At 49.8% G+C, this 26,860-nt stretch carries 24 protein-coding genes, 5 tRNA genes and 3 rRNA genes; 4 read left to right on the forward strand and 28 right to left on the reverse strand.

Features of this window, described 5'->3' with window-relative positions; genetic code table 11:
- Nucleotides 1-34: 34 nt before the first annotated feature.
- The 13 genes from K4H28_RS11980 to K4H28_RS12040 all read right to left on the reverse strand — a co-directional run bounded on the left by K4H28_RS11980 (nt 35) and on the right by K4H28_RS12040 (nt 12,576).
- Nucleotides 35-289 carry a TIGR03643 family protein gene (locus K4H28_RS11980; protein ID WP_221005419.1) on the reverse strand — a complete coding sequence of 85 codons (255 nt, stop codon included), beginning with the start codon at nt 287-289 and terminating at the stop codon, nt 35-37.
- Between the two features lie 93 nt (nt 290-382).
- The gene (locus K4H28_RS11985) at nt 383-760 is read right to left on the reverse strand and encodes a DUF2237 family protein (RefSeq protein WP_221005420.1); all 378 of its coding nucleotides are present in this window, start codon (nt 758-760) and stop codon (nt 383-385) included.
- 10 nt (nt 761-770) lie between these two features.
- The gene (locus K4H28_RS11990) at nt 771-1,568 is read right to left on the reverse strand and encodes an MBL fold metallo-hydrolase (protein ID WP_221005421.1); all 798 of its coding nucleotides are present in this window, start codon (nt 1,566-1,568) and stop codon (nt 771-773) included.
- Nucleotides 1,568-2,344 (reverse strand): TatD family hydrolase, encoded by a 777-nt coding sequence (locus K4H28_RS11995; RefSeq protein ID WP_221008038.1) that lies wholly within the window; start codon nt 2,342-2,344, stop codon nt 1,568-1,570. Before K4H28_RS11995 ends, K4H28_RS11990 begins: the two co-directional genes overlap by 1 nt.
- A gap of 178 nt (nt 2,345-2,522) precedes the next feature.
- Nucleotides 2,523-2,891: a PilZ domain-containing protein gene (locus tag K4H28_RS12000; RefSeq protein ID WP_221005422.1), complete on the reverse strand. Its 369-nt coding sequence runs from the start codon at nt 2,889-2,891 to the stop codon at nt 2,523-2,525.
- The gene (gene holB / locus K4H28_RS12005) at nt 2,888-3,907 is read right to left on the reverse strand and encodes a DNA polymerase III subunit delta' (RefSeq protein ID WP_221005423.1); all 1,020 of its coding nucleotides are present in this window, start codon (nt 3,905-3,907) and stop codon (nt 2,888-2,890) included. Before holB ends, K4H28_RS12000 begins: the two co-directional genes overlap by 4 nt.
- 10 nt (nt 3,908-3,917) lie before the next feature.
- Nucleotides 3,918-4,550: a dTMP kinase gene (gene tmk, locus K4H28_RS12010; protein WP_221005424.1), complete on the reverse strand. Its 633-nt coding sequence runs from the start codon at nt 4,548-4,550 to the stop codon at nt 3,918-3,920.
- 194 nt (nt 4,551-4,744) lie between these two features.
- Nucleotides 4,745-4,858 (reverse strand): 5S ribosomal RNA (rrf, locus tag K4H28_RS12015).
- Between the two features lie 234 nt (nt 4,859-5,092).
- Nucleotides 5,093-7,984: ribosomal RNA gene (locus tag K4H28_RS12020) — 23S ribosomal RNA — on the reverse strand.
- A gap of 389 nt (nt 7,985-8,373) precedes the next feature.
- A tRNA-Ala gene (locus tag K4H28_RS12025) sits at nt 8,374-8,449 on the reverse strand.
- A gap of 8 nt (nt 8,450-8,457) precedes the next feature.
- Nucleotides 8,458-8,534 (reverse strand) — tRNA-Ile (locus K4H28_RS12030).
- A 104-nt stretch (nt 8,535-8,638) separates the two neighbouring features.
- Nucleotides 8,639-10,172, reverse strand: a 16S ribosomal RNA gene (locus K4H28_RS12035).
- Together the 16S, 23S and 5S rRNA genes with 2 tRNA genes alongside form the textbook arrangement of a ribosomal RNA operon.
- 394 nt (nt 10,173-10,566) lie before the next feature.
- Nucleotides 10,567-12,576, reverse strand: coding sequence for a UvrD-helicase domain-containing protein (locus K4H28_RS12040; protein WP_221005425.1), 2,010 nt, complete (start codon nt 12,574-12,576; stop codon nt 10,567-10,569).
- Between the two features lie 132 nt (nt 12,577-12,708).
- On the opposite strand from K4H28_RS12040, the gene K4H28_RS12045 reads away from it, so the two are divergent.
- Nucleotides 12,709-13,617 carry a flagellar brake protein gene (locus K4H28_RS12045; RefSeq protein WP_221005426.1) on the forward strand — a complete coding sequence of 303 codons (909 nt, stop codon included), beginning with the start codon at nt 12,709-12,711 and terminating at the stop codon, nt 13,615-13,617.
- Between the two features lie 273 nt (nt 13,618-13,890).
- Here the strand turns inward: K4H28_RS12045 and nth are convergent, their stop codons facing one another.
- The 14 genes from nth to folD form a co-directional block, all read right to left on the reverse strand.
- On the reverse strand, nt 13,891-14,541 hold the full coding sequence (nth, locus tag K4H28_RS12050; RefSeq protein ID WP_221005427.1) for an endonuclease III: 651 nt from the start codon (nt 14,539-14,541) through the stop codon (nt 13,891-13,893).
- Complete coding sequence (locus K4H28_RS12055) at nt 14,538-15,035, reverse strand: hypothetical protein (protein ID WP_221005428.1); 498 nt, start codon at nt 15,033-15,035, stop codon at nt 14,538-14,540. The genes nth and K4H28_RS12055 overlap by 4 nt, the downstream gene beginning before the upstream one ends.
- A 5-nt stretch (nt 15,036-15,040) precedes the next feature.
- A complete protein-coding gene (locus K4H28_RS12060) occupies nt 15,041-15,751 on the reverse strand; it encodes an electron transport complex subunit E (protein ID WP_221005429.1) in 711 nt (236 codons plus the stop codon).
- 1 nt (nt 15,752) lies between these two features.
- Nucleotides 15,753-16,379 (reverse strand): electron transport complex subunit RsxG, encoded by a 627-nt coding sequence (gene rsxG, locus K4H28_RS12065; protein ID WP_221005430.1) that lies wholly within the window; start codon nt 16,377-16,379, stop codon nt 15,753-15,755.
- Nucleotides 16,376-17,434: an RnfABCDGE type electron transport complex subunit D gene (locus tag K4H28_RS12070; RefSeq protein WP_255573516.1), complete on the reverse strand. Its 1,059-nt coding sequence runs from the start codon at nt 17,432-17,434 to the stop codon at nt 16,376-16,378. The genes rsxG and K4H28_RS12070 overlap by 4 nt, the downstream gene beginning before the upstream one ends.
- Entirely contained in the window at nt 17,431-19,602 is a 2,172-nt protein-coding gene (gene rsxC, locus K4H28_RS12075) for an electron transport complex subunit RsxC (RefSeq protein ID WP_255573517.1), read from the reverse strand. Before rsxC ends, K4H28_RS12070 begins: the two co-directional genes overlap by 4 nt.
- Nucleotide 19,603: 1 nt before the next feature.
- Entirely contained in the window at nt 19,604-20,167 is a 564-nt protein-coding gene (gene rsxB / locus K4H28_RS12080; protein ID WP_221005431.1) for an electron transport complex subunit RsxB, read from the reverse strand.
- Nucleotides 20,164-20,745, reverse strand: coding sequence for an electron transport complex subunit RsxA (rsxA, locus tag K4H28_RS12085; RefSeq protein ID WP_221005432.1), 582 nt, complete (start codon nt 20,743-20,745; stop codon nt 20,164-20,166). The genes rsxB and rsxA overlap by 4 nt, the downstream gene beginning before the upstream one ends.
- Before the next feature lie 305 nt (nt 20,746-21,050).
- Nucleotides 21,051-21,269: a hypothetical protein gene (locus tag K4H28_RS12090; protein ID WP_221005433.1), complete on the reverse strand. Its 219-nt coding sequence runs from the start codon at nt 21,267-21,269 to the stop codon at nt 21,051-21,053.
- A gap of 274 nt (nt 21,270-21,543) precedes the next feature.
- Nucleotides 21,544-21,864, reverse strand: coding sequence for a hypothetical protein (locus K4H28_RS12095; RefSeq protein WP_221005434.1), 321 nt, complete (start codon nt 21,862-21,864; stop codon nt 21,544-21,546).
- Nucleotides 21,865-21,934: 70 nt separating this feature from the next.
- Nucleotides 21,935-22,180: a hypothetical protein gene (locus K4H28_RS12100; RefSeq protein WP_221005435.1), complete on the reverse strand. Its 246-nt coding sequence runs from the start codon at nt 22,178-22,180 to the stop codon at nt 21,935-21,937.
- Between the two features lie 59 nt (nt 22,181-22,239).
- Nucleotides 22,240-22,626, reverse strand: coding sequence for a hypothetical protein (locus tag K4H28_RS12105; protein ID WP_221005436.1), 387 nt, complete (start codon nt 22,624-22,626; stop codon nt 22,240-22,242).
- A 27-nt stretch (nt 22,627-22,653) separates the two neighbouring features.
- Nucleotides 22,654-23,685 (reverse strand): quinone-dependent dihydroorotate dehydrogenase, encoded by a 1,032-nt coding sequence (locus K4H28_RS12110; protein ID WP_221005437.1) that lies wholly within the window; start codon nt 23,683-23,685, stop codon nt 22,654-22,656.
- 178 nt (nt 23,686-23,863) lie between these two features.
- The gene (folD, locus tag K4H28_RS12115) at nt 23,864-24,718 is read right to left on the reverse strand and encodes a bifunctional methylenetetrahydrofolate dehydrogenase/methenyltetrahydrofolate cyclohydrolase FolD (protein ID WP_221005438.1); all 855 of its coding nucleotides are present in this window, start codon (nt 24,716-24,718) and stop codon (nt 23,864-23,866) included.
- 141 nt (nt 24,719-24,859) lie between these two features.
- Here folD and K4H28_RS12120 point away from each other — a divergent pair.
- From K4H28_RS12120 to K4H28_RS12130, 3 genes are all read left to right on the forward strand, one after another.
- A tRNA-Pro gene (locus K4H28_RS12120) sits at nt 24,860-24,936 on the forward strand.
- A gap of 24 nt (nt 24,937-24,960) precedes the next feature.
- Nucleotides 24,961-25,037: transfer RNA gene (locus K4H28_RS12125), tRNA-Arg, on the forward strand.
- Between the two features lie 37 nt (nt 25,038-25,074).
- Nucleotides 25,075-25,150, forward strand: a tRNA-His gene (locus tag K4H28_RS12130).
- Nucleotides 25,151-26,356: 1,206 nt separating this feature from the next.
- Here K4H28_RS12130 and K4H28_RS12135 read toward each other — a convergent pair.
- A complete protein-coding gene (locus tag K4H28_RS12135; protein WP_221005439.1) occupies nt 26,357-26,839 on the reverse strand; it encodes a terminase small subunit in 483 nt (160 codons plus the stop codon).
- Between the last annotated feature and the right edge of the window lie 21 nt (nt 26,840-26,860).

Consider the following 26,860-nt stretch of genomic DNA (forward strand, 5'->3'; position numbering starts at 1 on the left):
CCAGTTCGATCTGATGAATCAGCAAAAGTCGGCATCAACGCTTATATTGCCCCGGCGCGTAGGCGCGGGACACGTCGGGCGCTCGCAGCGCGAGGTGCTTGGTGGTGCGGCCACTGGTTCGTGCGCGCCAAAGCCGAAAGCTGCTGGCTTTGAGTTCACTGCGCATCAAACGAATCAGCTGCGGCTGATTCAATCCATAGAGTTGTTCAATCGACTCAAAAGAGGTGCGGTCTTCCCACGCCATTTCGATAATACGGGATAAATCAGCGGGGCTAAAATGTGAGGCCATATGGCTTATTCCTGTTAATCGTTAAGCTATTCACAGATTGGAGCAGCGGATTCAATCATGCGCAGAGAAAACATCGGCGAAAAAAACTGAGAATTAATCATTAAACGTCGGTCGATCAACGCCATATTCAACCAACGTTTCTAGTGAAATCAAATCGAGAATGTTTTCATGTGTGGCGGCGAGGACGATTTGCGGGGCGGCCCCCGCTTGCAGCGCTTCAAGCCAGCGCGTGGCACAAAGACACCATTGATCTCCAGATTTCAGACCTGCGAAGCCATATTCTGGCCGCGGCGTTGATAAATCGTTACCGCGCAGCTTTGAAAAACTCAAAAATTCTGTGGTCAATTTGGCGCAGACAATATGCGAACCAGCATCGCTGTCGTCAGTACGACAGCAGCCATCACGGAAAAACCCAGTGAGTGGTTCAAAACTACACGGCTGCAAAGCTTGACCAAGTACATTGAGTTGCATGGGTATAGTCCTATGAATTATTTATTGTGATGCTTAGACCATCATACCCAACCTCAATATTCTGAGGCAAAGTTTGGCTGAGCGCGTGATATTCGAGTTCGTGCGTCATATGAATCAGCACCGTGCGCTTGGCGCCGATCTGAGCTGCGATTTGCAAGGATTGCTCAACCGATAGATGGGTTGGATGCGGTTTGGTGCGTAAACAATCGAGAAACAGCACGTCTAAATCTTGCAACAGCGCCATACTCGCTTCAGGGATTTCCGATACATCGGTTAGATAGGCCACATTACCAATGCGCCAGCCCAATATCGGCCATTTGCCGTGTATGAGTGGTATAGGCTGAATAGTCACATCGCCAACTTGAAACGCCTCGGCATCGACTTCATGAATCGTCAGTACCGGTTTATCCCAAAACTCATTCGGTTTCATTAAGGTATACGGAAAGCGTTCACGAATATGGCCTAGCATCAGCCGATTGCCATACACCGGCAGCGCCGCCTTTTGCAGCCAGCAAAACGCGCGCAGATCGTCGATGCCATTCAGATGATCGGCGTGTGGATGGGTGTAGAGCACTGCATCCACATGCAGAATTTGCTCACGCAGCGCCTGGCCGCGCAAGTCGGGGCCGGTATCGATCAAAAAGGTTTTACCGCCCGCCCGCATCACTGCGGATGCACGCGTACGGGTGTTTTTCGGATCGGTCGATACGCAGGTTGGGCAGTTGCAGCCTAATGCGGGCGAGCCACCGCTCGAACCGACACCGAGCAAAATCGTTTCAACGCAGATCGATGAGGCGGCTCCCAACATTAACTTGCACTCGCTCGGTGAAACAGTTTAAAGAAATTCTCTGTCGTTGCCGCGGCGACGTCTTCGAGCGGGATATTTTTCAGTTCAGCAATATGCTCAGCGACGTGCCGCACCCATGCTGGCTGATTTTGCTTGCCGCGATGTGGCATTGGCGCGAGGTAAGGCGAATCAGTTTCAATCAACAGGCGGTCGAGCGGCATTTTGTAGGCGACGTCTTTAAGCTCACTGGCTTTTTTAAAGGTGACAATCCCTGAGAGCGAAATGTAAAAGCCAAGTTCCATTGCCTGCTGAGCAACTTCCCAACTTTCAGTAAAGCAGTGCATCACGCCGCCGACTTCATTGGCCTTTTCTTCGCGCATGATACGGATGGTGTCTTCACTGGAAGCGCGGGTATGGATAATCAAAGGCAAACCCGTTTCGCGAGCGGCACGAATATGCGTGCGAAAACGTTCACGCTGCCATTCCAGATCGCCAGTGAGACGGAAATAATCCAAGCCCGTTTCGCCAATCGCGACAACTTTTGGCGATTGGGCTAGCTCGACCAATTGGGCGACGGTCGGCTCTGGCGTGTCTTCGTAATCAGGATGCACGCCAACGGAGGCAAAAATATTGCCATGCTGTTGCGCCAATGCCAGTATGCTTGGTAATTCCGGCAAATTCACCGCAACGCACAGCGCATGACTCACCTGATTGGCGTCCATATTGGCTAAAAGCTCGGGCATCTGAGCGGCAAGGTCAGGGAAATTAATATGGCAATGCGAATCAACAAACTTCATCATTTTTCTTCATTCAATAAAAAAGCCGCACCTGACTTAGGTACGGCTTGAATCATAACGTAAACGGCGTTAATTAAGTATTCGTGCAAAAGTTTTATGGCAAGGCATCGACGCCGAAGGCAGTACATCGAGTACGAAGAGGCAAGACAACGCAGCCCGAGAAACTTTGCTGATCAACTTACATAGTATGTGTAGTGCGGCCTGACTGTAGATAACCACCCAGCAAGTTTTCGATTTTTACCCGCGCCATATTGCCTGCTTCATTTGCGGAAAACTGCACGCCAATTCCTTGCTGATGATTATTATGCGCACCCGGTGGTGTCACCCAAACAACATTGCCCGACACCGCAATCCGCGCCGGATCATCGAGCAAAGCCAATAGCATAAAGACCTCGTCGCCCAAGCTATAAACCTTATTGGTTGGAATAAAAATTCCACCACCTTTAATAAACGGCATATACGACGCGTAGAGCGCAGCTTTTTCTTTAATATTTAAAGACAACACACCTGGCCGAGAGGCGGGAGCTTGAACCGTATCTTCACTCATACTTTTCCTTGACGACCTTTTCCACGTAATGCATCCACATAGGCAAACAGCAAACTTTCAAATACTAAACGCTGATTGAGGGGATGACGCGATAATTTTTGAGCTTCGGTGAGTTGATTCACATACTGCATTAAAAAAGGCGCGCGCGGTGCTAGCCGTCCTAATGCGTCTTTCCAATCTGGATAATAACGAATTTTCTGCGCCAAGCCCAAGCTAATCAAATCATAAATCCACTTTTGTAGCCATGCGATCACTAAATCGGTATCGAGCTTCGCTTTATCTAATTCGGCACTTAATTTAAGTACATCCAAGGTCGCGGGCTCAGCAATATGCTCCAGAAAATTTTGCCGCACAGGCAACCATTCTGCGGCCGCATCATCCATCGCCGCCAAAGGTGCGCCGCCTGTATGCGCTAGATGCAAAGTGGGATTAACCACGCCATGCGCATTGAGCCACTGCATCGCAATATGCGGCTCAGGCAAAGCCAAAGGGAACACTCGACAGCGGCTACGAATCGTAGGTAACAAGCGACGCCAATGATCAGCGACCAAAATAAATACCGCACCAGCAGGTGGTTCTTCTAAGGTTTTCAAAAATGCATTCGCTGCGGCGACATTCATCGTGTCGGCCGGTACCACCAACGTTACCCGTAGACTACGCCGATGCGCCGATAAATTAACAAAATCAGCCAAACCACGCACATCTTCCACACGGATGATTTCAGACTTTTTCTTAGCTTTTTTGCTGTCCGCTTCGTCGGGACGCTCATCCTCGGCATCTTCTGGTTGCAACACACGAAAATCCGGATGATTTCCCGCTAAATACCAACGGCAACCATCACAAACACCGCAGGGCACGGTCGATTTTTGGGTATCTTCGCACAGTAAAAATTGGGCCAAATACTCAGCAAAGACGCGCTTTCCAATTCCAGGCTCACCCGTGATAAGCAGCGCATGAGGTAGTCGATCGCGTTCACGCAACAAGTCTTGCCATGCTTGCTGAAGCCAAGGATACAAAGACGATTCCTTATTCATAGTCTGCAAAAATTTCAGCAAGCTCAGACTGAATTTCAGCCAAGGAGCGATTGGCATTGATCACGCGAATTCGCTGTGGATTTTGTTCTGCTCGCTCCAGATAGGCAGCGCGAACTCGCGCATGAAAATCTTGTTGCTCAGATTCAAAACGATCTAGCACGCGACTATCTGCCATTCTTGCTTGGCTCACCTCGAGCGGTACATCAAAAATCAGGGTTAAATCAGGCTCGAGCAATCGACCATTGCGCAGCTGAACCCATTGCTCCAAGGCAGAAAACTTAGCCTTATCTAAGCCACGGCCACCACATTGATAAGCGTAGGTCGCATCAGAAAAACGATCACACAAAACCCAGTCTCCGCGCGACAAGGCTGGCTCGATGACTTGCGCTAAGTGTTCGGCACGTGACGCAAACATCAACAATGCTTCAGTTTCTAATGACATCGCATCATTCAGTAGCAAGGCACGCAGCTTTTCCCCCAAATCAGTACCACCCGGTTCACGCGACTGAACCAATGAGATCCCTTTTTTAAGGAAATAATCAGTCAACCAAACTAGATGTGTGCTTTTACCAGCACCATCAATTCCTTCCACTGAAATAAACCGACCACAAGAGGGACTTGTCATGAATTAAAACCGAAACCAAATAAATAAGTAGATGAATTGTCGCACATGCAAGTGAATCAAGTGAACCTATTCAGACACTACAGGGTATATCGCTACAGCTAATAATCTCAAAAGGCTAGCCAGCTATACTTCACTATAAACATAGCGGACAGCAAAAAGCCCGACTCTTTCGAATCGGGCTCTTCTTTAGGGAAGTCTGGCAATGACCTACTTTCACACGGGCAATCCGCACTATCATCGGCGCTGAGGTGTTTCACTGTCCTGTTCGGGATGGGAAGGAGTGGGACCACCTCGCTATGGTCGCCAGACATTAAACTGTCTGGTGCGGTGAGTTTTCTCACCACACTTTGAATTATCGCATTCAGCTGCACTATTTCTAGTAACACGCCTACAGCGCTAACTCATCAAATCAATAGAAGAAGTAATTATACTACACTTTCCAACCACACTGTTTCAGTATTTATCTTTCGTATCATGCACTTACGTACACTCTACTTTCTTTGGGTTGACTATATCTTCGTCGCCTACGCGCTTCAGGTTATAGGATCAAGCCTCACGAGCAATTAGTATTGGTTAGCTTAACGCATTACTGCGCTTCCACACCCAACCTATCAACGTCCTGGTCTCGAACGACTCTTTAGAGGATTTAAAACCCTAGGGAAATCTCATCTTGAGGCAAGTTTCGCGCTTAGATGCTTTCAGCGCTTATCTCTTCCCGACTTAGCTACCCGGCAATGCCACTGGCGTGACAACCGGTACACCAGAGGTCAGTCCACTCCGGTCCTCTCGTACTAGGAGCAGCCCCCCTCAAATTTCCAACGCCCACTGCAGATAGGGACCAAACTGTCTCACGACGTTTTGAACCCAGCTCACGTACCACTTTAAATGGCGAACAGCCATACCCTTGGGACCGGCTACAGCCCCAGGATGTGATGAGCCGACATCGAGGTGCCAAACTCCGCCGTCGATGTGAACTCTTGGGCGGAATCAGCCTGTTATCCCCGGAGTACCTTTTATCCGTTGAGCGATGGCCCTTCCATACAGAACCACCGGATCACTATGTCCTGCTTTCGCACCTGCTCGACTTGTCGGTCTCGCAGTTAAGCCGCCTTTTGCCATTACACTATCAGTACGATGTCCGACCGTACCTAGGCGACCTTCGAGCTCCTCCGTTACAATTTGGGAGGAGACCGCCCCAGTCAAACTGCCTACCATGCACGGTCCCCGATCCGGATAACGGACCAAGGTTAGAACCTCAAAGGGGTCAGGGTGGTATTTCAAGGACGGCTCCACAGAAACTAGCGTCTCTGCTTCAAAGCCTCCCACCTATCCTACACAAACCACTTCAAAGTCCAATGCAAAGCTACAGTAAAGGTTCACGGGGTCTTTCCGTCTAGCAGCGGGGAGATTGCATCTTCACAAACACTTCAACTTCGCTGAGTCTCGGGAGGAGACAGTAGGGCCATCGTTACGCCATTCGTGCGGGTCGGAACTTACCCGACAAGGAATTTCGCTACCTTAGGACCGTTATAGTTACGGCCGCCGTTTACTGGGACTTCAATCAAGAGCTTGCACCCCATCATTTAATCTTCCAGCACCGGGCAGGCGTCACACCCTATACATCCACTTTCGTGTTGGCAGAGTGCTGTGTTTTTGATAAACAGTCGCAGCCCCCATTTCTCTGCGGCCTTATATAGCTCCAAACGCAAGGTTCTTCACCTATAAGGCACACCTTCTCCCGAAGTTACGGTGTTAATTTGCCGAGTTCCTTCTCCCGAGTTCTCTCAAGCACCTTAGAATACTCTTCCTACCCACCTGTGTCGGTTTGCGGTACGGTTCAATATAAGCTGAAGCTTAGTGGCTTTTCTTGGAAGCAGGGTATCAGTTACTTCATCACCTAAGTGAATCGTCATCATGCCTCAGCGTTAAGAACCCCCGGATTTGCCTAAGGGATCCGCCTACACACTTAAACCAACTATTCCAACAGTTGGCTAACCTAACCTTCTCCGTCCCCACATCGCACTTATATCAAGTACAGGAATATTAACCTGTTTCCCATCGACTACGCATTTCTGCCTCGCCTTAGGGGCCGACTCACCCTGCGCCGATGAACGTTGCGCAGGAAACCTTGGGTTTTCGGTGAGGGAGCTTTTCACTCCCTTTATCGCTACTCATGTCAGCATTCGCACTTCTGATACCTCCAGCATCCTTCTCAAGACACCTTCACAGGCTTACAGAACGCTCCTCTACCATATGCCATAAATGGTCATATCCGCGTCTTCGGTTATCAATTTGAGCCCCGTTACATCTTCCGCGCAGGACGACTCGACCAGTGAGCTATTACGCTTTCTTTAAATGATGGCTGCTTCTAAGCCAACATCCTGGCTGTCTGTGCCTTCCCACCTCGTTTTCCACTTAATTGATCATTTGGGACCTTAGACGGCGGTCTGGGTTGTTTCCCTCTTGACCCAGGACGTTAGCACCCCAGGTCTGTCTCCCATGCTCGCACTTGACGGTATTCAGAGTTTGCCATGGTTTGGTAAGTCGCGATGACCCCCTAGCCATAACAGTGCTTTACCCCCGTCAGTGATACATGAGGCACTACCTAAATAGTTTTCGAGGAGAACCAGCTATTTCCAAGTTTGTTTAGCCTTTCACCCCTATCCACAGCTCATCCCCTAACTTTGCAACGTTAGTGGGTTCGGACCTCCAGTGCGTGTTACCGCACCTTCATCCTGGCCATGGATAGATCACTTGGTTTCGGGTCTACGCCCAGCAACTATGCGCCCTATTCGGACTCGGTTTCCCTACGCCTCCCCTATTCGGTTAAGCTTGCTACTGAACGTAAGTCGCTGACCCATTATACAAAAGGTACGCAGTCACCCCATTTTTCAAGGGCTCCCACTGTTTGTATGCATCCGGTTTCAGGTTCTATTTCACTCCCCTCCCGGGGTTCTTTTCGCCTTTCCCTCACGGTACTGGTTCACTATCGGTCGATGATGAGTATTTAGCCTTGGAGGATGGTCCCCCCATCTTCAAACAGGATTTCTCGTGTCCCGCCCTACTTCTCGTACGCTTAGTACCACAATTGACTTTTCATATACGGGACTATCACCCACTATGGTTGGACTTTCCATTCCATTCTATTAAGTCTACTGCTATCACGTACAGGCTCTTCCCATTTCGCTCGCCACTACTTTGGGAATCTCGGTTGATTTCTTTTCCTCCGGTTACTTAGATGTTTCAGTTCACCGGGTTCGCTCTACTAGACCTATGTATTCAGTCTAGAGTGACCCAAAAGGGCCGGGTTTCCCCATTCGGAAATCGTGGGATCAAAGCACTTTGCCAGCTCCCCCACGCTTATCGCAGGCTATCACGTCCTTCATCGCCTATCATCGCCAAGGCATCCACCAGATGCACTTATTCGCTTGATCCTATAACCTCAAACACGTAAACGTATTTCAAGTTACTGAAATCGTATTTGCGACTTGCAAGTGAGTTCTCATTTCACTTGCGGTTCAGTTCCACTGGCATGAGACCAGCACAACTGAACAGATACAATCAACCCAATATATTTACTTTGAAATCAAATTTAGCCATCACTGCAAGCAGCAACTTTTAAATCTAATTCCATTACAATGTTTATTGGAATTAATTACTTCTTCTATTTTGTTAAAGATCGATATTTCTACAATCAATTATTTATATCTAAATATAAACAGCCGATTGGTCTAATTTTAGAAACCAGAATAAAATACACTGCACAATACATCGTGCAATCCATAGAATTCTATTTTCTACTAGTAGTTACAGACCAAACTAATGGTGGAGGCTAACGGACTCGAACCGTTCACCCCCTGCTTGCAAAGCAGGTGCTCTACCAGATGAGCTAAGCCCCCAACTAAGGTGGTGGGTCAGATAGGAATCGAACCTATGACCCCCGCGTTATCAACACGGTGCTCTAACCAACTGAGCTACTGACCCATATCGTTGTCTTTTCAATTCAGATTATTCATCTCAATCAATCCGACATTCTTCAAATCTACAGCCGATGAGTGTGAGTACTTAATTTGTTCGTCTTTCTCTTGAAAGGAGGTGATCCAGCCGCAGGTTCCCCTACGGCTACCTTGTTACGACTTCACCCCAGTCATGAATCCCACCGTGGTAAGCGGCCTCCTTGCGGTTAGCCTACCTACTTCTGGTGAAACCCACTCCCATGGTGTGACGGGCGGTGTGTACAAGGCCCGGGAACGTATTCACCGCGACATGCTGATCCGCGATTACTAGCGATTCCGACTTCATGCACTCGAGTTGCAGAGTGCAATCCGGACTACGATCGGTTTTGTGAGATTGGCACCCCCTCGCGGGTTAGCGACCCTCTGTACCGACCATTGTATGACGTGTGAAGCCCTGGTCATAAGGGCCATGAGGACTTGACGTCATCCCCACCTTCCTCCGGTTTGTCACCGGCAGTCCCATTAAAGTGCTCAACTAAATGTTAGCAACTAATGGCAAGGGTTGCGCTCGTTGCGGGACTTAACCCAACATCTCACGACACGAGCTGACGACAGCCATGCAGCACCTGTGTTACGGTTCCCGAAGGCACTCCTCTATCTCTAAAGGATTCCGTACATGTCAAGACCAGGTAAGGTTTTTCGCGTTGCATCGAATTAATCCACATCATCCACCGCTTGTGCGGGCCCCCGTCAATTCCTTTGAGTTTTAGTCTTGCGACCGTACTCCCCAGGCGGTCTACTTCACGCGTTAGCTGCGTTACTAAGCTCCGAAAAGCCCAACAACTAGTAGACATCGTTTAGGGCGTGGACTACCAGGGTATCTAATCCTGTTTGCTCCCCACGCTTTCGTCCATGAGTGTCAGTATTAGGCCAGGGGGTTGCCTTCGCCATCGGTGTTCCTCCACATCTCTACGCATTTCACTGCTACACGTGGAATTCCACCCCCCTCTCCCATACTCTAGCGAGACAGTCATAAACGCAATTCCTAGGTTGAGCCCAGGGATTTCACGTCTATCTTATCAAGCCACCTGCGGACGCTTTACGCCCAGTAATTCCGATTAACGCTTGGACCCTACGTATTACCGCGGCTGCTGGCACGTAGTTAGCCGGTCCTTATTCTTCGGGTACTGTCATCCCCAGCACTTATTAGGCACTAGGATTTCCTCCCCGACAAAAGCGCTTTACAACCCGAAGGCCTTCTTCACGCACGCGGCATTGCTGGATCAGGCTTTCGCCCATTGTCCAAGATTCCCCACTGCTGCCTCCCGTAGGAGTCTGGACCGTGTCTCAGTTCCAGTGTGGCGGATCGTCCTCTAAGACCCGCTACTGATCGTTGCCTTGGTAGGCCTTTACCCTACCAACTAGCTAATCAGCCATCGGCTGCTCCAATAACGTGAGGCCTTGCGGTCCCCCACTTTCCCCCTCAGGGCGTATGCGGTATTAGCACTCCTTTCGAAGCGTTATCCCCCATTACTGGGTACATTCCGATGTATTACTCACCCGTTCGCCACTCGTCAGCGGTGCAAGCACCCTGTTACCGTTCGACTTGCATGTGTAAAGCATGCCGCCAGCGTTCAATCTGAGCCAGGATCAAACTCTTTCGTTTAATCTCTGTGCTAATTTTGTACTACTTGGCTTGCGCTCAAAACTTAAAGCGCCTCGATGTAAACATCGAGTTATTTCTCATTTGTGAATGCAAGCACTTGTTTGACTTGCAAATCAAGCACTCACACTCATCGGCTGTATTTTGTTAAAGATCAGTGGCTTAGACACCGAAACTTGCTTTAGAACCGCTTGTTTCGTTTGCTGTGTCAGCAGCAGAGAGGCCGAACTATACCCACGCCCCGCAGACACGTCAACACCTATCGGCAAAGAAAATCCAAGCAAGGCGATAAGCCATTGATTTACATAGAAACAAACTTCACATGAAACTGAAGTAAAACTACAAAAGCAAAAGGGCGCTAACGCGCCCTTTGGGGTAAACCTGCTCTAAATCCTAATTACTTGCTCGATTTTGCGTTTAAAAGCGCCAACATTTTGGCAGCTAAGCCCGAATGTTCCTTTTTAATATCGGCTGGCGGCTCGTATTTAGCAGAAAGACGACCACTAAAGCTCACATCATCAGGCGGTAACTCATCCAAGAAACGACTTGGCCGAGTGATTTGCCACTCCCCTGCCCGTTTACGTTTACCGCAGTAGGTAATAGTTAATGTACGCTGGGCTCGGGTGATGCCGACATACATTAAGCGCCGCTCTTCTTCGACCATTCCCGTTTCAATCGAATTTTGATGCGGCAAGATATCTTCTTCACAGCCAATCAAAAACACATGGGGATACTCCAGACCTTTACTCGCGTGCAGCGTTGAAAGCCGCACAGCATCGATTTCGTCCTCAGAGCGTCCTTCGAGCATGATGCGTAAATCAAAGTTCTGCGTGATTTCGTCGAGATTACTGCCTGCGCTATCGACTTTTCGTTTGATCATCTCGCCTAAGTCGAGAATATTCTTCCATTTAGTTTCTGCGGGCTTGGGCTCTTCTGATTCATACAACCAAGTTTCAAAATCAATCGCCCCCAATAGCTCACGATACAACTGATCCGCCGGCTCAGATTTGACCTTATCTTGCATGCGCTGAATGAATTTACAGAAGGTATGGAGCACATCATATTGTGCAGGCTGAACTTGATGAATAAACCCCTCTTCAAATACTGCTGCAAATAATGAGATTTCACGATCTTTTGCGTAGTTGCCTAATCTTTCGAGCGTCACATTGCCTACACCACGCTTCGGTGTCGTCACCGCACGAATAAACGCCGGCTCATCGTCATCATTTGAGATTAAATGCAGATAAGCGAGTACGTCTTTAATTTCGGCATTATCAAAGAAGCTTTGCCCACCCGACATTACGTACGGAATATTTTCGGCTCGGAGCTGCGCTTCGATAATTCGCGACTGAAAGTTGCCGCGATACAGCACCGCATAATCAGCAAAGCTCGTGCCATTGAGCGCCATATGTTGCTTCAAACGAAACGCCACGGTTTTGGCTTCGTCTTCATCGCCCTTAGTTTCGACCACTTGCACCAAATCGCCAACGCCAAGATCCGACCAGAGTTGCTTTTCGAATAACTTCGGATTGTTGGAGATCACCGCATTCGCGCAACGCAAAATCCGCGCGACTGAGCGGTAATTTTGCTCCAGCTTAATCACATGCAATTTCGGGAAATCGACGCGCAATAGGTTTAAGTTTTCCACGTTCGCACCGCGCCAAGCATAAATACTCTGATCATCGTCGCCCACGGCGGTAAATTGGCCAGTGAGTTCGGTCAGTTGTTTGACGAGTTGATACTGCGTGGTGTTGGTGTCTTGATATTCATCGATCAATAAATAACGTAGCCGGTGCTGCCATTTTTGTAGGACTTCAGGATTGGCCTCAAACAAATCCACGGGAAGACGAATCAAATCGTCGAAATCAATTGCCTGATAAGCAAACAAAGTATCTTGATACGCGCGATAGAGCTTAGCCAACTGCAACTCGCCCTCTGAAGCCGCCATCGTTAAGGCTTGATCAGGCGAAATGCGGTCACTTTTTAAAGTTGAAATCTGGCTCACCGTCGAACGAATCAAGGATTTATCAGTAGTGACGAGTTGATCGGCAATAATCTTGGCGGCATCCGCCGAATCTAAAATCGAAAACTTCTGCTTATACCCCAGATGCCCCGCTTCTTCGCGCAAGATGCGCATACCTAAACTATGAAAAGTAGAAACCGTCAGTCCTTTCAATCTGGCTGGCGGCAACAACGTAGCGACCCGCTCTTGCATTTCGCGCGCGGCTTTATTGGTAAATGTAATCGCAGCGATATTGCGCGCATCCATTTGCGCTTCTTCGATCAAATACGCGATCTTTTGCGTAATCACCCGTGTCTTGCCCGAGCCAGCACCAGCCAGCACCAAACAAGGGCCAGATAAATATTGCACCGCCGCGCGTTGCGGGGGATTTAACAAATGCAGCATGAAAAACTCGGTCAAAAAGCGAAAACGGATGGTATCACGTAGCTACAACGCAACGCGGGTCTGCTGATGCTTGGCGGAATGGCCAACTTGGATTACAAGCATATAGATAGTATTAAACATTGGTGACACCGCATGACCCATTCCGACCTCGTACCTTTACGCCAACAAGACCTCGCCATCGGCGAACCTGTTCCCTACGCTATTTTTGATGCCGACAATCAGCTCTTACTCAGCGCAGGTCAAATCATCCACACCGCTAAGCAATTAGACGTGTTGGCCAAACTCGGTATGTTTCGCAATCCTGCTTGGCGTGGTGTGCGCGTTGCTGGCCCCGTTGGAGGCGCGCGCGTACATCAAGACACCGCCACAACACCTGAAATTACTACGCCGAAAGTCGCGCCGGTTAAACGCCATCTCGCACAAATGAAAATCACACCGGGCACCACACTACATATTCAATCCAGCATCGACCCACATAATCATAATGAATCGGTGAAGTTAATCGGTTGGCTGGACAAGGCTGGTGTCATGCTCAGTGCGGTGAATTCGCAAGGCACGATTTTGCCGTTTCGTGAGGGGCAATCGATCAGAGCGAAAACGATTGCGGGTAAAGATGTCGTGTCATTTGAAGCCATTATTGAAAAGGTATGCTTTACGCCCTTTCCCTACTTTCATCTGAGCTGGCCAGAAACGCTGCAAATTCGCCAATTACGAAATAGCCTGCGCGTGAATACACAATTGATTGCCAGCGTCAGCGGCGATGGCGTTCACAGCATTCCGGCGCGGATTACTAATTTATCAGCCAGCGGCGCAATGCTAGAAGGTTCAGGTTTAGAACTAGAAACAGATCAGGAAATCACCATGGCGTTGCGCCTACATGCGGCAGGGATTGATCACACGATGAGCATCAAAGCGATCGTACGCAATCAAAAGTCAGAGCCGCCAGCGACATCGGTGCAATATGGCTTGGAGTTTATTCCACTCGCGACGACGGAGCGCTTGGTGCTGGAGCATTATATTTTTAGTTCGATTCTAGAATAAGCTTTTAAGTGCCTACGGCACTCTATGTTGCAGTCACAGTCTGCGACGGGGACTTACTTCTCTTGGGATTTTATCTATGCCGTGCCCAAGAGAAGTAAGCAAAAGAAGGCAACCCATATATCTGCACCGACTTCGTCGGTTTGATATGAGGGGTTTTAAAACTCCAAGCCAACGAGCGCGAAACGATATCAACACCAAATCTGAACATCATCAAAAATAACACATGTATATCAATGTAGCCGTTCATGAAAATAGGCTACATTGATATACCCATCAAAACCCTTTCGGCGGCAACATGATTTTGCTGCGGTAATCGCAAACATCATTCACCACACAGCGCCAGCATTCAGGTTTGCGCGCTTTGCAGATATAGCGGCCGTGCAAAATCAGCCAGTGATGCGCATTAAGCAAAAACTCGGGCGGTGTCACTTTCAATAGTTTGTCTTCCACCGCGCGCACGTCTTTCCCCGGTGCTAACCCAGTTCGATTGCCGAGACGAAAAATATGCGTATCAACCGCCATGGTTGGCATGCCAAATGCCGTATTCATTACTACATTCGCGGTCTTGCGCCCCACGCCGGGCAAAGCCTCAAGACTTTCCCGATCACGTGGCACTTCACCGCCATGCAGCTCAATCAACATCCGGCAGGTTTCTAGCAAATGCTTAGCCTTGCTACGATAGAGGCCAATGGTATTGATATAGGACTCAAGTCCCGCCTGCCCTAGCGCCAGAATCCCAGCAGGGGTATTGGCAACGGGAAATAAAATCTTGGTCGCTTTATTCACACCCACATCCGTCGCCTGCGCCGACAACAACACTGCAGTGAGCAACTCAAACGGCGTGCTGTAATTCAGTTCAGTTTTCGGGTTGGGTTCTAACTCGGCCAAACGGGCATAGAAGGTGTGGCGGGTTTGTTTGTTCACTTGGAGTAATCCGCTAATTCGTAATAATGGAAGCGGGTTAGAAACACCGCCAAAATAAAAGCGGGCAAAATCATGTAAATAGGCAGTAGAAATTCTACGTAGGAAAATAATCCCGATCCGTAATTCCAAGATTGATTTGTAATCAAAATGGTCGTCACTAGCAACACGCTAGCACAACCAAAAAATAAACCAATTAGTGCGAATGTAGTACCCATAGGTTTATTGAGCACCCAAAAAAGTACCATTACAAATAACCACGCCCATGCAAAGACAGGAAGAATAAGCATGATTGAAAATACCAGACCCAAGCTAGAAAAAGCCAAGCAAACGATAGCAATTAACAAACGCGTGAATTGAAATTCCCCCCATGGGTAACGAGCTTGATCTTGCTTGTATAAGCAGTAAGTGATCGACACATTCAAAGCAAAAAAGAAATATCCAATCCCCCAAGCGAACAACGTGGACTCAAATATATATTCACGAGCAAAGTCCATATCTCTTAAGCTGTTTCAAGTTCTGAACTATTAATTTGTTTCGCCGCCAATTTTGCCTTCGCCTCAGCGCGACGATCTAACGCTTGTTTACCCGCGATCAAAAACCCCAACCCGATAAACGCGCCCGGAGGCAGGATGGCGAGTAGGAATTGGTAGTTGTATTCGGCGGGGATCACGTGAATGATCCACGACTTGGCGCTTGCGCCAAAGACCAAATCGATTCCGGATAACAAAGTACCTTTACCGACCAATTCGCGCATCGCGCCCAAAATGGCCAGCACCATGGTGAGGCCCAGACCCATCATGAAACCATCAAGCGCGGAAGCGGCCACACCATTTTTTGATGCATATGCTTCAGCCCGCGCCAGCACGATGCAATTGGTCGTAATCAGCGGAATGAAAATCCCCAGCACAACGTATAAATCGTGCACATAAGAATTCATCAGCAAATCAACCATCGTCACCAGCGCGGCAATGATCAGAATAAAAATCGGTGCGCGTAGCTCATTCGGGATGAACTCACGGATCGCAGCAATTGCGGCACTCGAAATGAGCATCACCAAGGCCGTCGCCAAACCTAAGGACACGCCATTGACGATATTGCTCGAAATCACCAGTACTGGGCACAAGCCCAAAAATTGCCCGAGCGCGGCATTTTGTTTCCAAATACTATTGTGAATAATCTTTTGCGATTCTTCTTGGCTAATCAAGGCCATTTCAGGCTCCAAATAAAGTTGCGTGTTGAGTTGCAACGTAGTCCAGCGTGTTTTTAACGGCTTTCACCACGGCGCGTGGGCTGATCGTCGCGCCAGCGATATAATCAAACTGACCGCCGTCTTTTTTGACTTTCCATTGATCGGCCAGCGGCGCGGTCAGCGATTTGCCTTCAAATTGAGCAATCCAAGCCGATTTAGCGGCATCAATATAATCACCCAGCCCCGGCGTTTCTTTATGCGCCACCACGCGCACGCCAAGCACCCGACCATCAGCGCCAACACCAACGAGCAATTTAATCTTGCCCGAATAACCATCAGGCGCGATGGTTTCAACAACGACGGCGTTAGTTTTGCCGTCTTTTTGAGCGCGGAAGATTTGCGAGCCAGCCTCAGCATTCAATTGCTTGAGCGCTGCGGCATTTTGCGGCATCGCGTCTTTCAGGATGTCATTATCAAAACTTCCGGCTGGTAAAACTTGCGCGATCAAGGCGACTTTAGCTTTACGCTCATTTTCTGCGACGATGTCGCGGGTGACGCTGTACGTTCCCGCCATCAGCGCAGTAAAAATCACCGCAAACACCAACAAAGTCAGCGCGCCACGAACGCCATTTTGCACCATGGTTTTCATGCTTTGCCTCCTTGCTGCGCGCCTTTCTTCCGGCCAAACACAGCTGGCTGCGTGTATTGGTCAATAAACGGCGTGGCGATATTCATAATCAACACCGCAAACGCCACGCCATCAGGATAGCCGCCGTAGGTGCGGATCAACCATGTCAACAAGCCAATCAATCCGGCATAAATCAAACGGCCACGCGGCGTGGTCGGACCACTCACGGGATCGGTAACGATAAAAAATGCGCCCAACATCGCTGCGCCGCTGAATAAATGGAACGATGGGCTGGTGTAATGCGCAGGGTCGATCAGATAAAACAGACCCGACATTCCCGCTAGCACCGCCAAAAATGCGACTGGCAAATGCCATTGAATCACGCGCTGTTGCAGCAAGAAGAGGCCACCCAACAAATACGCCGCCGCAATAAGCCCCATTTGGCTCGGCAACCAGTTTGCGAAGCCCGCTTGGAAGATCGCACCACTGAAAATCTCAGCCATGCTGTGCGATTGCATCAAAGCTGTTTTGACCGCATCGAGCGGTGTAGCGGATGCGAGGGTATCGAACGCTAGACCATTAGGTAGATTGCCGGTAAAGATATACCCAAACTGCTGCCAAGCAGTCAGATCGACACCCGCGATGCCGAGTGGCGCATTCCAGCGTGACATTTGCGCCGGAAACGACACAATCATCACGGCAAAACCGACCATTGCCGGATTAAACGGATTTTGCCCCAAACCACCGTAGAGATGCTTGGCCAAGGCAATCGCAATGATGGTCGCCAACACCACCATCCACCACGCCGATAAAGGCGGCAGCGACAAAGCCAGCAGCCATGCAGTAACAATCGCCGACCCATCGGTAATAAACGGCTTGATCGGATATTTACGCAATTTCAGGCACGCGGCCTCAGTGGCGATGGCCGTTACGGTCGCTAGCAAAAGTTGCAGCAAAATCCCTGCGCCAAATACCCAAACGTAGGCCGCAATACCCGGCAACAATGCCGCCGCCACTTTGAGCATCACAATTTGCAGTGGCGTTGGCTTCACAAGATGCGGTGATGTACGAATCATTCTTTTCCCTCTGCGGCTTGTTTCGCCGCTTTTTTAGCTGCCGCTGCTGCCATCGCCGCACGAATCTTGGCGGCCTTTTCTTCATCGATTGCAGGTTTCTCTCCGGCAGGCTCGACTGGTGTTTCAACTGGAGCGACTGGAGCAGCTTCACCGGCCTCTTTAGCTGCTTTTTTCGCTGCTGCAGCTGCCATCGCCGCGCGAATCTTGGCGGCTTTTTCTTCGTCCATTGCTGGTTTTTCGACAACAGGCTCGGCTGGCGTTTCAACTGGAGCGACTGGTGCAGCTTCACCGGCCGCTTTGGCTGCTTTTTTCGCTGCTGCAGCTGCCATCGCGGCACGAATCTTGGCGGCTTTTTCATCGTCAATTGCTGGCTTTTCAACGACTGGCTCTGCGGGCGCGGCAACTTCGGCTTCTTCACCCGCCGCTTTTGCTGCTTTTTTAGCTGCCGCAGCAGCCATTGCCGCTTCAATCTTGGCTTTTTTATCCAAGTCGCGTTGGGCTTTTTCTTCTGGGCTTAGAGCGTCGAGTTCCGCTTTTTCTGCGGCACGTTTTTCCATCGCCGCTTTAATCTTGGCGGCTTTTTCTGGATCAAGGGCGGGAGCGGCGATTTCTGCTGGCGTTTCACCTTTCGCGGCGGCGGCGCGCGCCATCGCAGCGCGAATCTTGGCGGCTTTATCGTCCGCATCAACAGGCGCGGCATCGGCTACTGCGGCGGCCGGTTTCGGCGCTGATTTCGCTGCGAGTCGTGCGGCTTTTTCTTCTTTCTCGCGCTCTTCGCGGAATTGCTTAAATTCATGGCGTTCGCGCGCGGTGTCGGCCGATTTCTTGGCGCGTTCTGCGTCCCAAATTTCTGATTTGGCAAAGCGGTAATAGTCGACCAATTGAATGCTCGATGGGCAGACATAGGCGCAAGCGCCACATTCGATACAATCAAAGAGATTCCACTCTTGCGCCTTGCCAAAGTTTTTGGCGCGAGCAAACCAGTACAAATCCATCGGTTGCAATTCAGCAGGGCAGGCCACGGCACATTCACCGCAGCGAATACACGGCATTTCGCGTGGCTTCTCTGGAAAGTGCGCTGCATCCATCGCAATAACGCAGTTACCCGCCTTGGTCAGCCCCACTTTGGTCGATGGCAGCGTAAAGCCCATCATCGGTCCGCCGTAAATATAATCACTGGCGGTTTTTACCCCGGCAAACTTGAGCAAATCATCAATCGGCGTGCCAATCAGTGCTTCCACATTGCCTGGCCGCTCCACATTGCCTGTGAGCGTAACAATCCGTGAAATCACGGGCTCGGCTTGCTCGAGCGCAGCGTAAATACTGTACACGGTGGCAACGTTAAAACATTGCACGCCCAATTCGGTCGAACGCACACCGCTCGGCACTTCGATATTGGTCAGCAATTTGATCAGCTGTTTTGCACCACCCGATGGATAGAGTGTCGGTACCACGACGACTTCGGCAGCAAAACCACAGGTTTTGAGCACTTCACGCAGCGCCGCCACCGCTTCTGGCTTATTGTCTTCAATACCGATCAAAACTTGTTTGGCGTTGAGCATTTGGCGAACAATCGAAATGCCGGCAACGATTTCCAGCGCGCGTTCGCGCATCAAGCGGTCGTCACACGTGATATACGGCTCGCACTCTGCGCCATTAATCACCAAAGTTTCGAGCGCCTCACGGCCAAACAATTTCAAATGCGAAGGGAACACCGCACCGCCCTGCCCGACCACACCCATTTCTTGCAAATAGTCACGAACCGCTTTCGCGTCGCCCCGTGCCATCGCAGCTTGCCAATCGAATTTTTCTTTTGCGATCCATTCATCACGACCATCGGTTTCAAGCGTAATGCACAACTCGGCCAAGCCCGATGGATGCGCCACTTGTTGCGCGTCGATCGCGATCACTTTGCCGGAAGTGGGTGCATGCACCGCTGCCGACACGGTGCCATTGCTCGCAGCTAATAACTGGCCTTTGAGCACCACGTCGCCCACATTCACAACAGGCTGTGCGCTATTGCCAATGCTTTGCTGCAAGGGAATCACGAGCTTATTCGGGATAGGCATTTTCACAATCGGCGCTCGATTGGAAAGGTCTTTCATTTCTGGCGGATGAACGCCACCGTGGAATGGGAAAATTTGCCGAGTAAATTCCATCGTCGTCATCTTAGGCCACCTGCTTCAATTGAATGACAGGGTAGCGCCATTTCCAGTTATTCACATTTTCGCCGACCGTCACCATATCGATGCAATCGACGGGGCACGGTGCGATACACAGCTCGCAACCCGTGCATTCAGATTCAATAATCGTGTGCATATGTTTGGCCGCGCCAACAATCGCATCAACGGGGCAAGCTTGAATACACAGCGTACAGCCAATACAAGTGTCTTCACGAATCACCGCCACTGAGCGCGGTTTCTCCGCCGCGCCCGCGCCGCCATCGTCAAACGGGATAAAGTCTTTGCCAAGCAATTCGGCCAATTTACGAATGCCGTCCTCGCCACCGGGTGGGCATTGATTGATTTCGGCTTCGTCGTTGGCAATCGCCGTTGCGTACGGTTTACAGCCAGGATAGCTGCATTGACCACATTGGGTTTGCGGCAAAATCGCATCGATTTTATCGACCAGCGGGTCTTCATCGACTTTATATTTAATCGCCGCCCAACCCAGAACCGCGCCCAGCAAAACTGCCAATCCAGCCATTAAGGCCAGTGCGAGTAAAAAGCTCATTTCACCAATCCTGCAAAACCCATAAACGCCAAACTCATCAAACCCGCCGTGATAAACGCCGCTGGCGTGCCTTTAAACGCCTGCGGAATATCCGCGCCTTCCATTCTCTCGCGCATCGCGGCGAACAAAATCAAAATCAGCGAGAAACCGACCGCAGAACCAAAACCAAAAATCAGCGATTCAACAAACGAATGTTTCACGCTCGAGTTAATCAGTGGCACGCCCAGTACGGCGCAGTTGGTGGTAATCAGCGGCAAGTAAATCCCCAGCGCTTGGTACAGCACGGGGCTGGCTTTGTGGATGAACATTTCGGTAAATTGCACAATCGCCGCGATGACGACGATAAACGCCAGCGTGCGCAAGTATTCCAAATGCCACAGGATCAGCACTTGGTCGATCATCCACGACGTACCCGACGCCAGCGTTAGCACGAATGCCGTGGCCAAGCCCATACCGATGGAAGCTTCGAGTTTTTTCGACACGCCCATAAACGGGCAAAGCCCCAAAATCCGCACCAGCACGACGTTGTTGACCAACACCGCGCCGACGAGTAATAAAAGGTAATGATTCAAATCCATGGTGTTTCCCTGTCTTGAGACATTCTATCTATACGATGTATTTGACTGCAGCCATTGATAATCAATAGCCACAATCAAATACACCTTAAATTCGTTTTTATTTTCTAATTACTATTAATTGCATTTTTTGTGTAACCGTTCTTCTCACCCTGAGTCGCGCTCATGCCGCGCGGCACTGACTTTCTTTGCTTCGCCAAAGAAAGTCAGCAAAGAAAGGCGCCCCTGCATCTGCGTCCGGCTACGCCGGATTCCCTCGCTACGGATAATCGAGGCGGTTGCGCTCAAAACTCGGTCGCTACGCGCCCTCAAACATTGATCGCAAAAACCCCGCCCCGCTTATCCTCGCTCAGCTTGCTGCCAAGGGTTTTACCCAGCTCAACGAGCAGCGAAACAAAAAATGATGTATTGCCATCAAGGCAAGAGCATTCAATGCCCCCAACGAAATACATCAATATCATTGGATATAAAAATCCCACAGGGATTTGCGCGCCTTTCTTGGCTAAATTGCTTGATACATCAAACAAAATCAAATTCAAAGATTGATTAATTCTTAACTCAGAACTTCACTCACCAAGCACGCATCAGGTGGATGAATGCTTTTCAATCTGTTCAAGCGAACACCGCACGAGGAGAGAGACAAACGGTTTTATGTTTGGCTCACGACGAGCAAGGGAACGGCGGAGCCGGGTTCGACCCGGGTCGCCTTTCTTTGCTTACTTTCTTTGGCGAAGCAAAGAAAGTGAGTGCCGCGGGTCACACCCGCCTGCGCAGCCAGATAAAAAACTAACGTCACCAACCCTACGCGGTATTCAATTTTTCATCTAAAACGTCGAGTAGTTTAATTGAATAAACCTGCGTCTTCTTACTCCATTTTTTATCGTGAGCAGCCAGAAAACTGGATCGAAGTGACTCCTCATTACACCGCCCCCAATCATTGATTAACTCAACAATGACATGAATAGCGTCTTGCAAATCTCGAATTTGCTCCAGCGCGATTAGCCGCTCAGCTTCATCGTTTGAAGTCAACGCAAAATTCGCCAATGATCTCGAAGTGAGAATGGCTTGATAAGTCACTTCTAAATACGCAGTACGTAAAGACTCTGGCGCAATCATAATCAATAAATCACTTCACCTTAAATGGCACTGCATGTAGGAAGGATGGAGTATGCGATGCCCATCTTGACCGAATTCATTTATTACCCCAGCGCCACTGAGGTGGCTCACCCTTCCACCAACACATCACAAAATAAACCAATGTCTGCAAAGCAAACACAAACCAAAACAATGCAGGCTCACGATCTGGTAGTTTAAACATTGCGGCCAAAATAACTGGGATGACGTATGCAGCTAAAACACACCAACCCTGCCAGCACAGAGGCATACCCCACCCAAAACCATATTTTTTTGCAGGAAACCAGTATTGCTTTGCAAACATATCCGAATCTCCACTAAATTTCAGCCCGACCATCACATCAACAATCGGTGTCGCCCAGCCTACTTCAACTTAAACGGCACAGCACTTGGCGCTGGCGGCTCAACGACCGCCGCCTCACAGCCAAACAACACTTCCCCACCTTGCTCATGCACCCAATGCTGACCAATGACTTGATCGAACTCGGCGAACTTGGTTTTTTTACGTTTGATCAGCCGCTTCACCATCAACTGCACTGGTTTAGGCGCGGCGGCGATGGTCGCCAATACGGCGGTTTCATGTTTTTCACCGCCATCTAAACCATCTTTCACCACCGCATTCCACACCGTCAACACGGTGCGCATGACGCCTGCGAATTGCTCTTTCGAGCATGGCTTGGGCAAACCGACCAGCACGGGTTGGGCAAAAGTGAGTACAGTTTGCGTGATTGCTTCGTCTTGGTCTTTCAACGGTGGCGCCTTCTTCAAATCGTGCAATTAACGATGTTGCTGATGTTTGGCAATGGCTTCGGCGCAATCGGCAATCAATTGCGGGCCTTCATAAATCAGGCCGCTATACACTTGTACCAAGGCAGCGCCAGCGCGGATTTTCTCGGCGGCGTCTTCACCTGAAACAATCCCGCCAACACCAATAATCGGCAATGCGCCATCAAGCACTTGCGCGAGTTCGCGAATCACCGAGGTTGATTTCGCTCGTACCGGTTCACCCGACAAACCACCCGCCTCTTGGCCATGCGGCAAATGCTCAACACCCGTGCGCGATAGCGTAGTATTGGTCGCAATGACGCCGTCGATTTTGTGCGCCATCAAGAGCTGGCCGATTTCTTGAATTTGGTTGTTGTCCAAATCTGGCGCAATCTTGACCGCAATCGGCACATAGCGGCCATGCTCATCGGCCAATTTTGCTTGTTCCAACTTCAAAGCCGACAACAGCGCGCCAAATTCATCCGCTTGCTGCAATTGGCGTAGATTTTTGGTGTTCGGGCTAGAGATATTCACTGTGACATAATTGGCGTGGGCGTAGACTTTACGCAGACCAATCAAATAATCATCAACCGCTTTTTCCATTGGGGTATCGGCGTTTTTGCCAATATTAATACCGAGTACACCCTTATACTGGCTCGCAGCTACATTGGTGAGCAGATTATCCACACCGCCATTATTAAAACCCATCCGGTTAATAATCGCGCGCGCTTCGGGCAAACGGAATAAGCGCGGTTTCGGATTGCCCGGCTGCGGGCGCGGCGTTACGGTACCAATTTCCAAAAAGCCAAAGCCCAACTCGCCCAAGCTATCGATGTAATCACCATTTTTATCCAAACCTGCGGCCAAACCGACTGGATTTGGAAATTCAATCCCCATCACCGTGACGGGATTGTCTTGCACCGTTGGCGTCAGCGCACGCAAAAAGCCCATGCTTTGCAGCAAGCCGAGTCCTTTAAACGCAACATGATGCGCGCGCTCTGCTTCCATCATGAATAACAGGGGTTTTGCGAGTTGGTAAGCCATTTTTAAGCCTTGTCTTGCTGTTGAGCGATGCTCGGATTGATATTTTTTTAAACAGAGTCAAAAAGGAGCGAGCGCCCGTCAGTAAGGTGCGGCTGGAACGCAGAAACCGGAATGTACTGCAGCACATGAGGATTTCGAGTACCACCCAAGCCTTAATCACGGGATGCGCAGCCCTTTTTTAACCGTTGCGATTCACGCAGGCGTCGTATGTATTTTGCATCAGCGTCGCCACGGTCATTAAACCAACGCCGCCCGGAACTGGCGTAATCCAGCTGGCGCGCTCTTTGGCCACGTCAAACTCAACATCACCGCACAACTTGCCGTTTTCAAGGCGATTGATACCCACGTCGATCACAATGGCGCCGTCTTTAATCCATTCGCCTTTAACGAAATTTGGAATACCCACACCCGCCACCACGACATCCGCACCGCGAACTTTCTCGGCCAAATCTTTGGTTTTGCTGTGGCAAACCGTCACTGTCGCACGCGCAAGCAAGAGCTCTAGCGCTTGTGGGCGACCCACGATATTACTTGCGCCAACCACCACGGCATCTTTACCGACCAAATCAATGCCGGTTTTTTCCAGCAAAGTCATCACGCCACGCGGCGTGCATGGGCGCAGCAAAGGCATTTTCAATACCAAGCGGCCAATATTGTAGGGGTGAAAACCGTCGACATCCTTAATCGGATCGATCAGCTCGATGACTTTATCGGCATCAATATGCTTCGGTAGCGGCAATTGCACCAAAATACCATCCACGTCATCACGGGTATTGAGTTCAGCAACCAATTTCAACACATCGGCTTCCGATGTATCAGCTGGCAAATCATAGGCAAACGACGTAATACCGGCGTTTTCGCATTGGCGTTTTTTATTGCCCACGTACACTTGTGAAGCCGGGTCGCTACCCACCAAAATCACTGCCAAGGCAGGCGCACGCTTGCCGCTCGCGACGCGCGCGTCGACTTTCGCACGGACTTCACTAACGATTTCTTGAGAAATGGCTTTACCATCGAGGATCTGGGCGGTCATGGGCTTACTCCGGCATATTCAATGAGGAGCGCATTTTCTCATCATTTGAACTTTTTTTCTCATCATTTCAACATTTTCAAAAAAAAGTTCGTACAGGGTGTTGACGCGAAGAATTTGGCAACGTATAGTTCGGCCTCTGTTCGGGGCGTAGCGCAGCCCGGTAGCGCACCTGGTTTGGGACCAGGTGGTCGTGAGTTCGAATCCCACCGCCCCGACCAGAAACACTTAGTAGTAAATACGGAGCTCCCGTAGCTCAACCGGATAGAGCAACGACCTTCTAAGTCGTAGGTTACAGGTTCGATTCCTGTCGGGTGCGCCAAGCATGCCGAGAATTCGCAGATTATAAAAGTTTTGTGGTGGCTGTAGCTCAGTTGGTAGAGTCCAGGATTGTGATTCCTGTTGTCGTGGGTTCGAGCCCCATCAGCCACCCCATTAATATCAAGCACTTAGCCCAATCTTCGGATTGGGCTTTTTGCTTTTCTACTCCTCTACATTAAAAAAACCGCTCCGTGTAGCCAGCATGTAGCCAACTCAACAAATTCCCCTACCGCCTTTGTCTACCTAACACCTGCGAGATTTGCTATTTTTGGGCTCTTTCTGCATTAACCGTTGAATAATGCTCGCAACCCCAAGCTTTTCAATTGCAGCTGGATGCTGGTGCTGATGTGAACATAATTTCAAAAGATGGTCATTCCGCGCTGCTTTTCGTCCATCTCCAGCGCGCTCACCAATTTCGCCACCAACAAACTAGGGTTAATGCTTGGCCGAAACAGCTAGGTTAGACTAAGCGACAGACCCTAGCCGGCCAGAAGCGGGCGTTCGGTCTTCTGCCCGAAAGCGGACACTTCTCTGAAAATTAGTACAATACAAGCGAGTTAGGCCACATGCGAAAACAGTACCACCTCCGAAAGAGTGACCAAGGTATTCAAGCTTGGGACGTTGACAATCTCATTCGTCTCACAGAAAAGCTGGAGGCGATTGAATTGCCACTCAGCGACATACGTGAACTGGATGAGCCCTACTGGTACGACGTGGAAGGCGATAGACCAACCTGCAAGTCCATCGCAGAGCATATCCGTCTAGTTCAAGCCACTGACCTTGCATACCCAATAATCGTCTGCCCTTCTGGGGGTGTCATGGATGGAATGCATCGTGTAGTAAAGGCCTTCGTAGAAGGTCGCCAGTTCGTACTCGCGTACCGCCTTCCAGCTCTGCCAACCCCAGACTATGTTGGAGTTAGCCCAGATGACCTACCTTATGACGAAGCTTGAAAGCACACAACAAGTGCAACACCATGGTTGACGTACCCGCTTAAGCATCTGCCATCAGACTAACCGTTTGGTCGAGCCGCGGCTTACCGCGTGCGTTGAAGGGCTGTTTTTCACAATAGCCAAGGGGCAGCAAAGGGTCGGGTGCTGCCACTCCAGTCAATTAGAAAAATGCGTAAGCGTGGGTGACGACACCCGATAAGAACGGCTAGATAAATTGATAAGAGCCTGCGGTCGGGATTTATTGGTATGCAGCGAGGTTGGTCGTTTAGGGTGTCTTGCATCGCGACATCACACAGAGCCTACTCTAGCACCCAATAAAGCCAGCATGTAGGCGGCATACCTTATACTCCAGCTTTACTTGCCGCACTTATCCCGAAATATTACCTGCTGAATTGCTGCGCTCCTTGATTTTTTGGAGTATTTCGGACGGTATGGTAAGTGGAATAATGAGTTTGGGCGGCTCTTCGGGCTTATTAAGCTCCAATTTAGGCTTATCCGTGAACATGCCCAAATGCTTACCTTCAAGCTCAAGTGCTTTAAGTGCAGCGGCATGGTTCAACATGCTCTGATGACCACTTTTGTCAGTAACAATCTGCATGGCATCGGCTCGTATCTTGCCCAATTCCAGCAGCACATCATCCACAGTACGACGACATCGTTCAGCCCGCTCTTTCTTTGCTGTCTCGATTGCCGTTTGCACTTCAGGTTTTATCAATAACTCATAGCCAATTGAATACGCCGTTTTGGCGCTGTAACCCGCCCGAATAGCCGCTTGCGTGGCGTTCAGGTCAATCATGTACTCAGCGACAAATGCTTGCTGCTTTTGTGTCAATGACTTGGCTTTTGGCATATTTCCCCCGCTTTTCTAGAC

The organism is Deefgea tanakiae (assembly GCF_019665765.1).
In the GTDB taxonomy this organism is placed as follows: domain Bacteria; phylum Pseudomonadota; class Gammaproteobacteria; order Burkholderiales; family Chitinibacteraceae; genus Deefgea; species Deefgea tanakiae.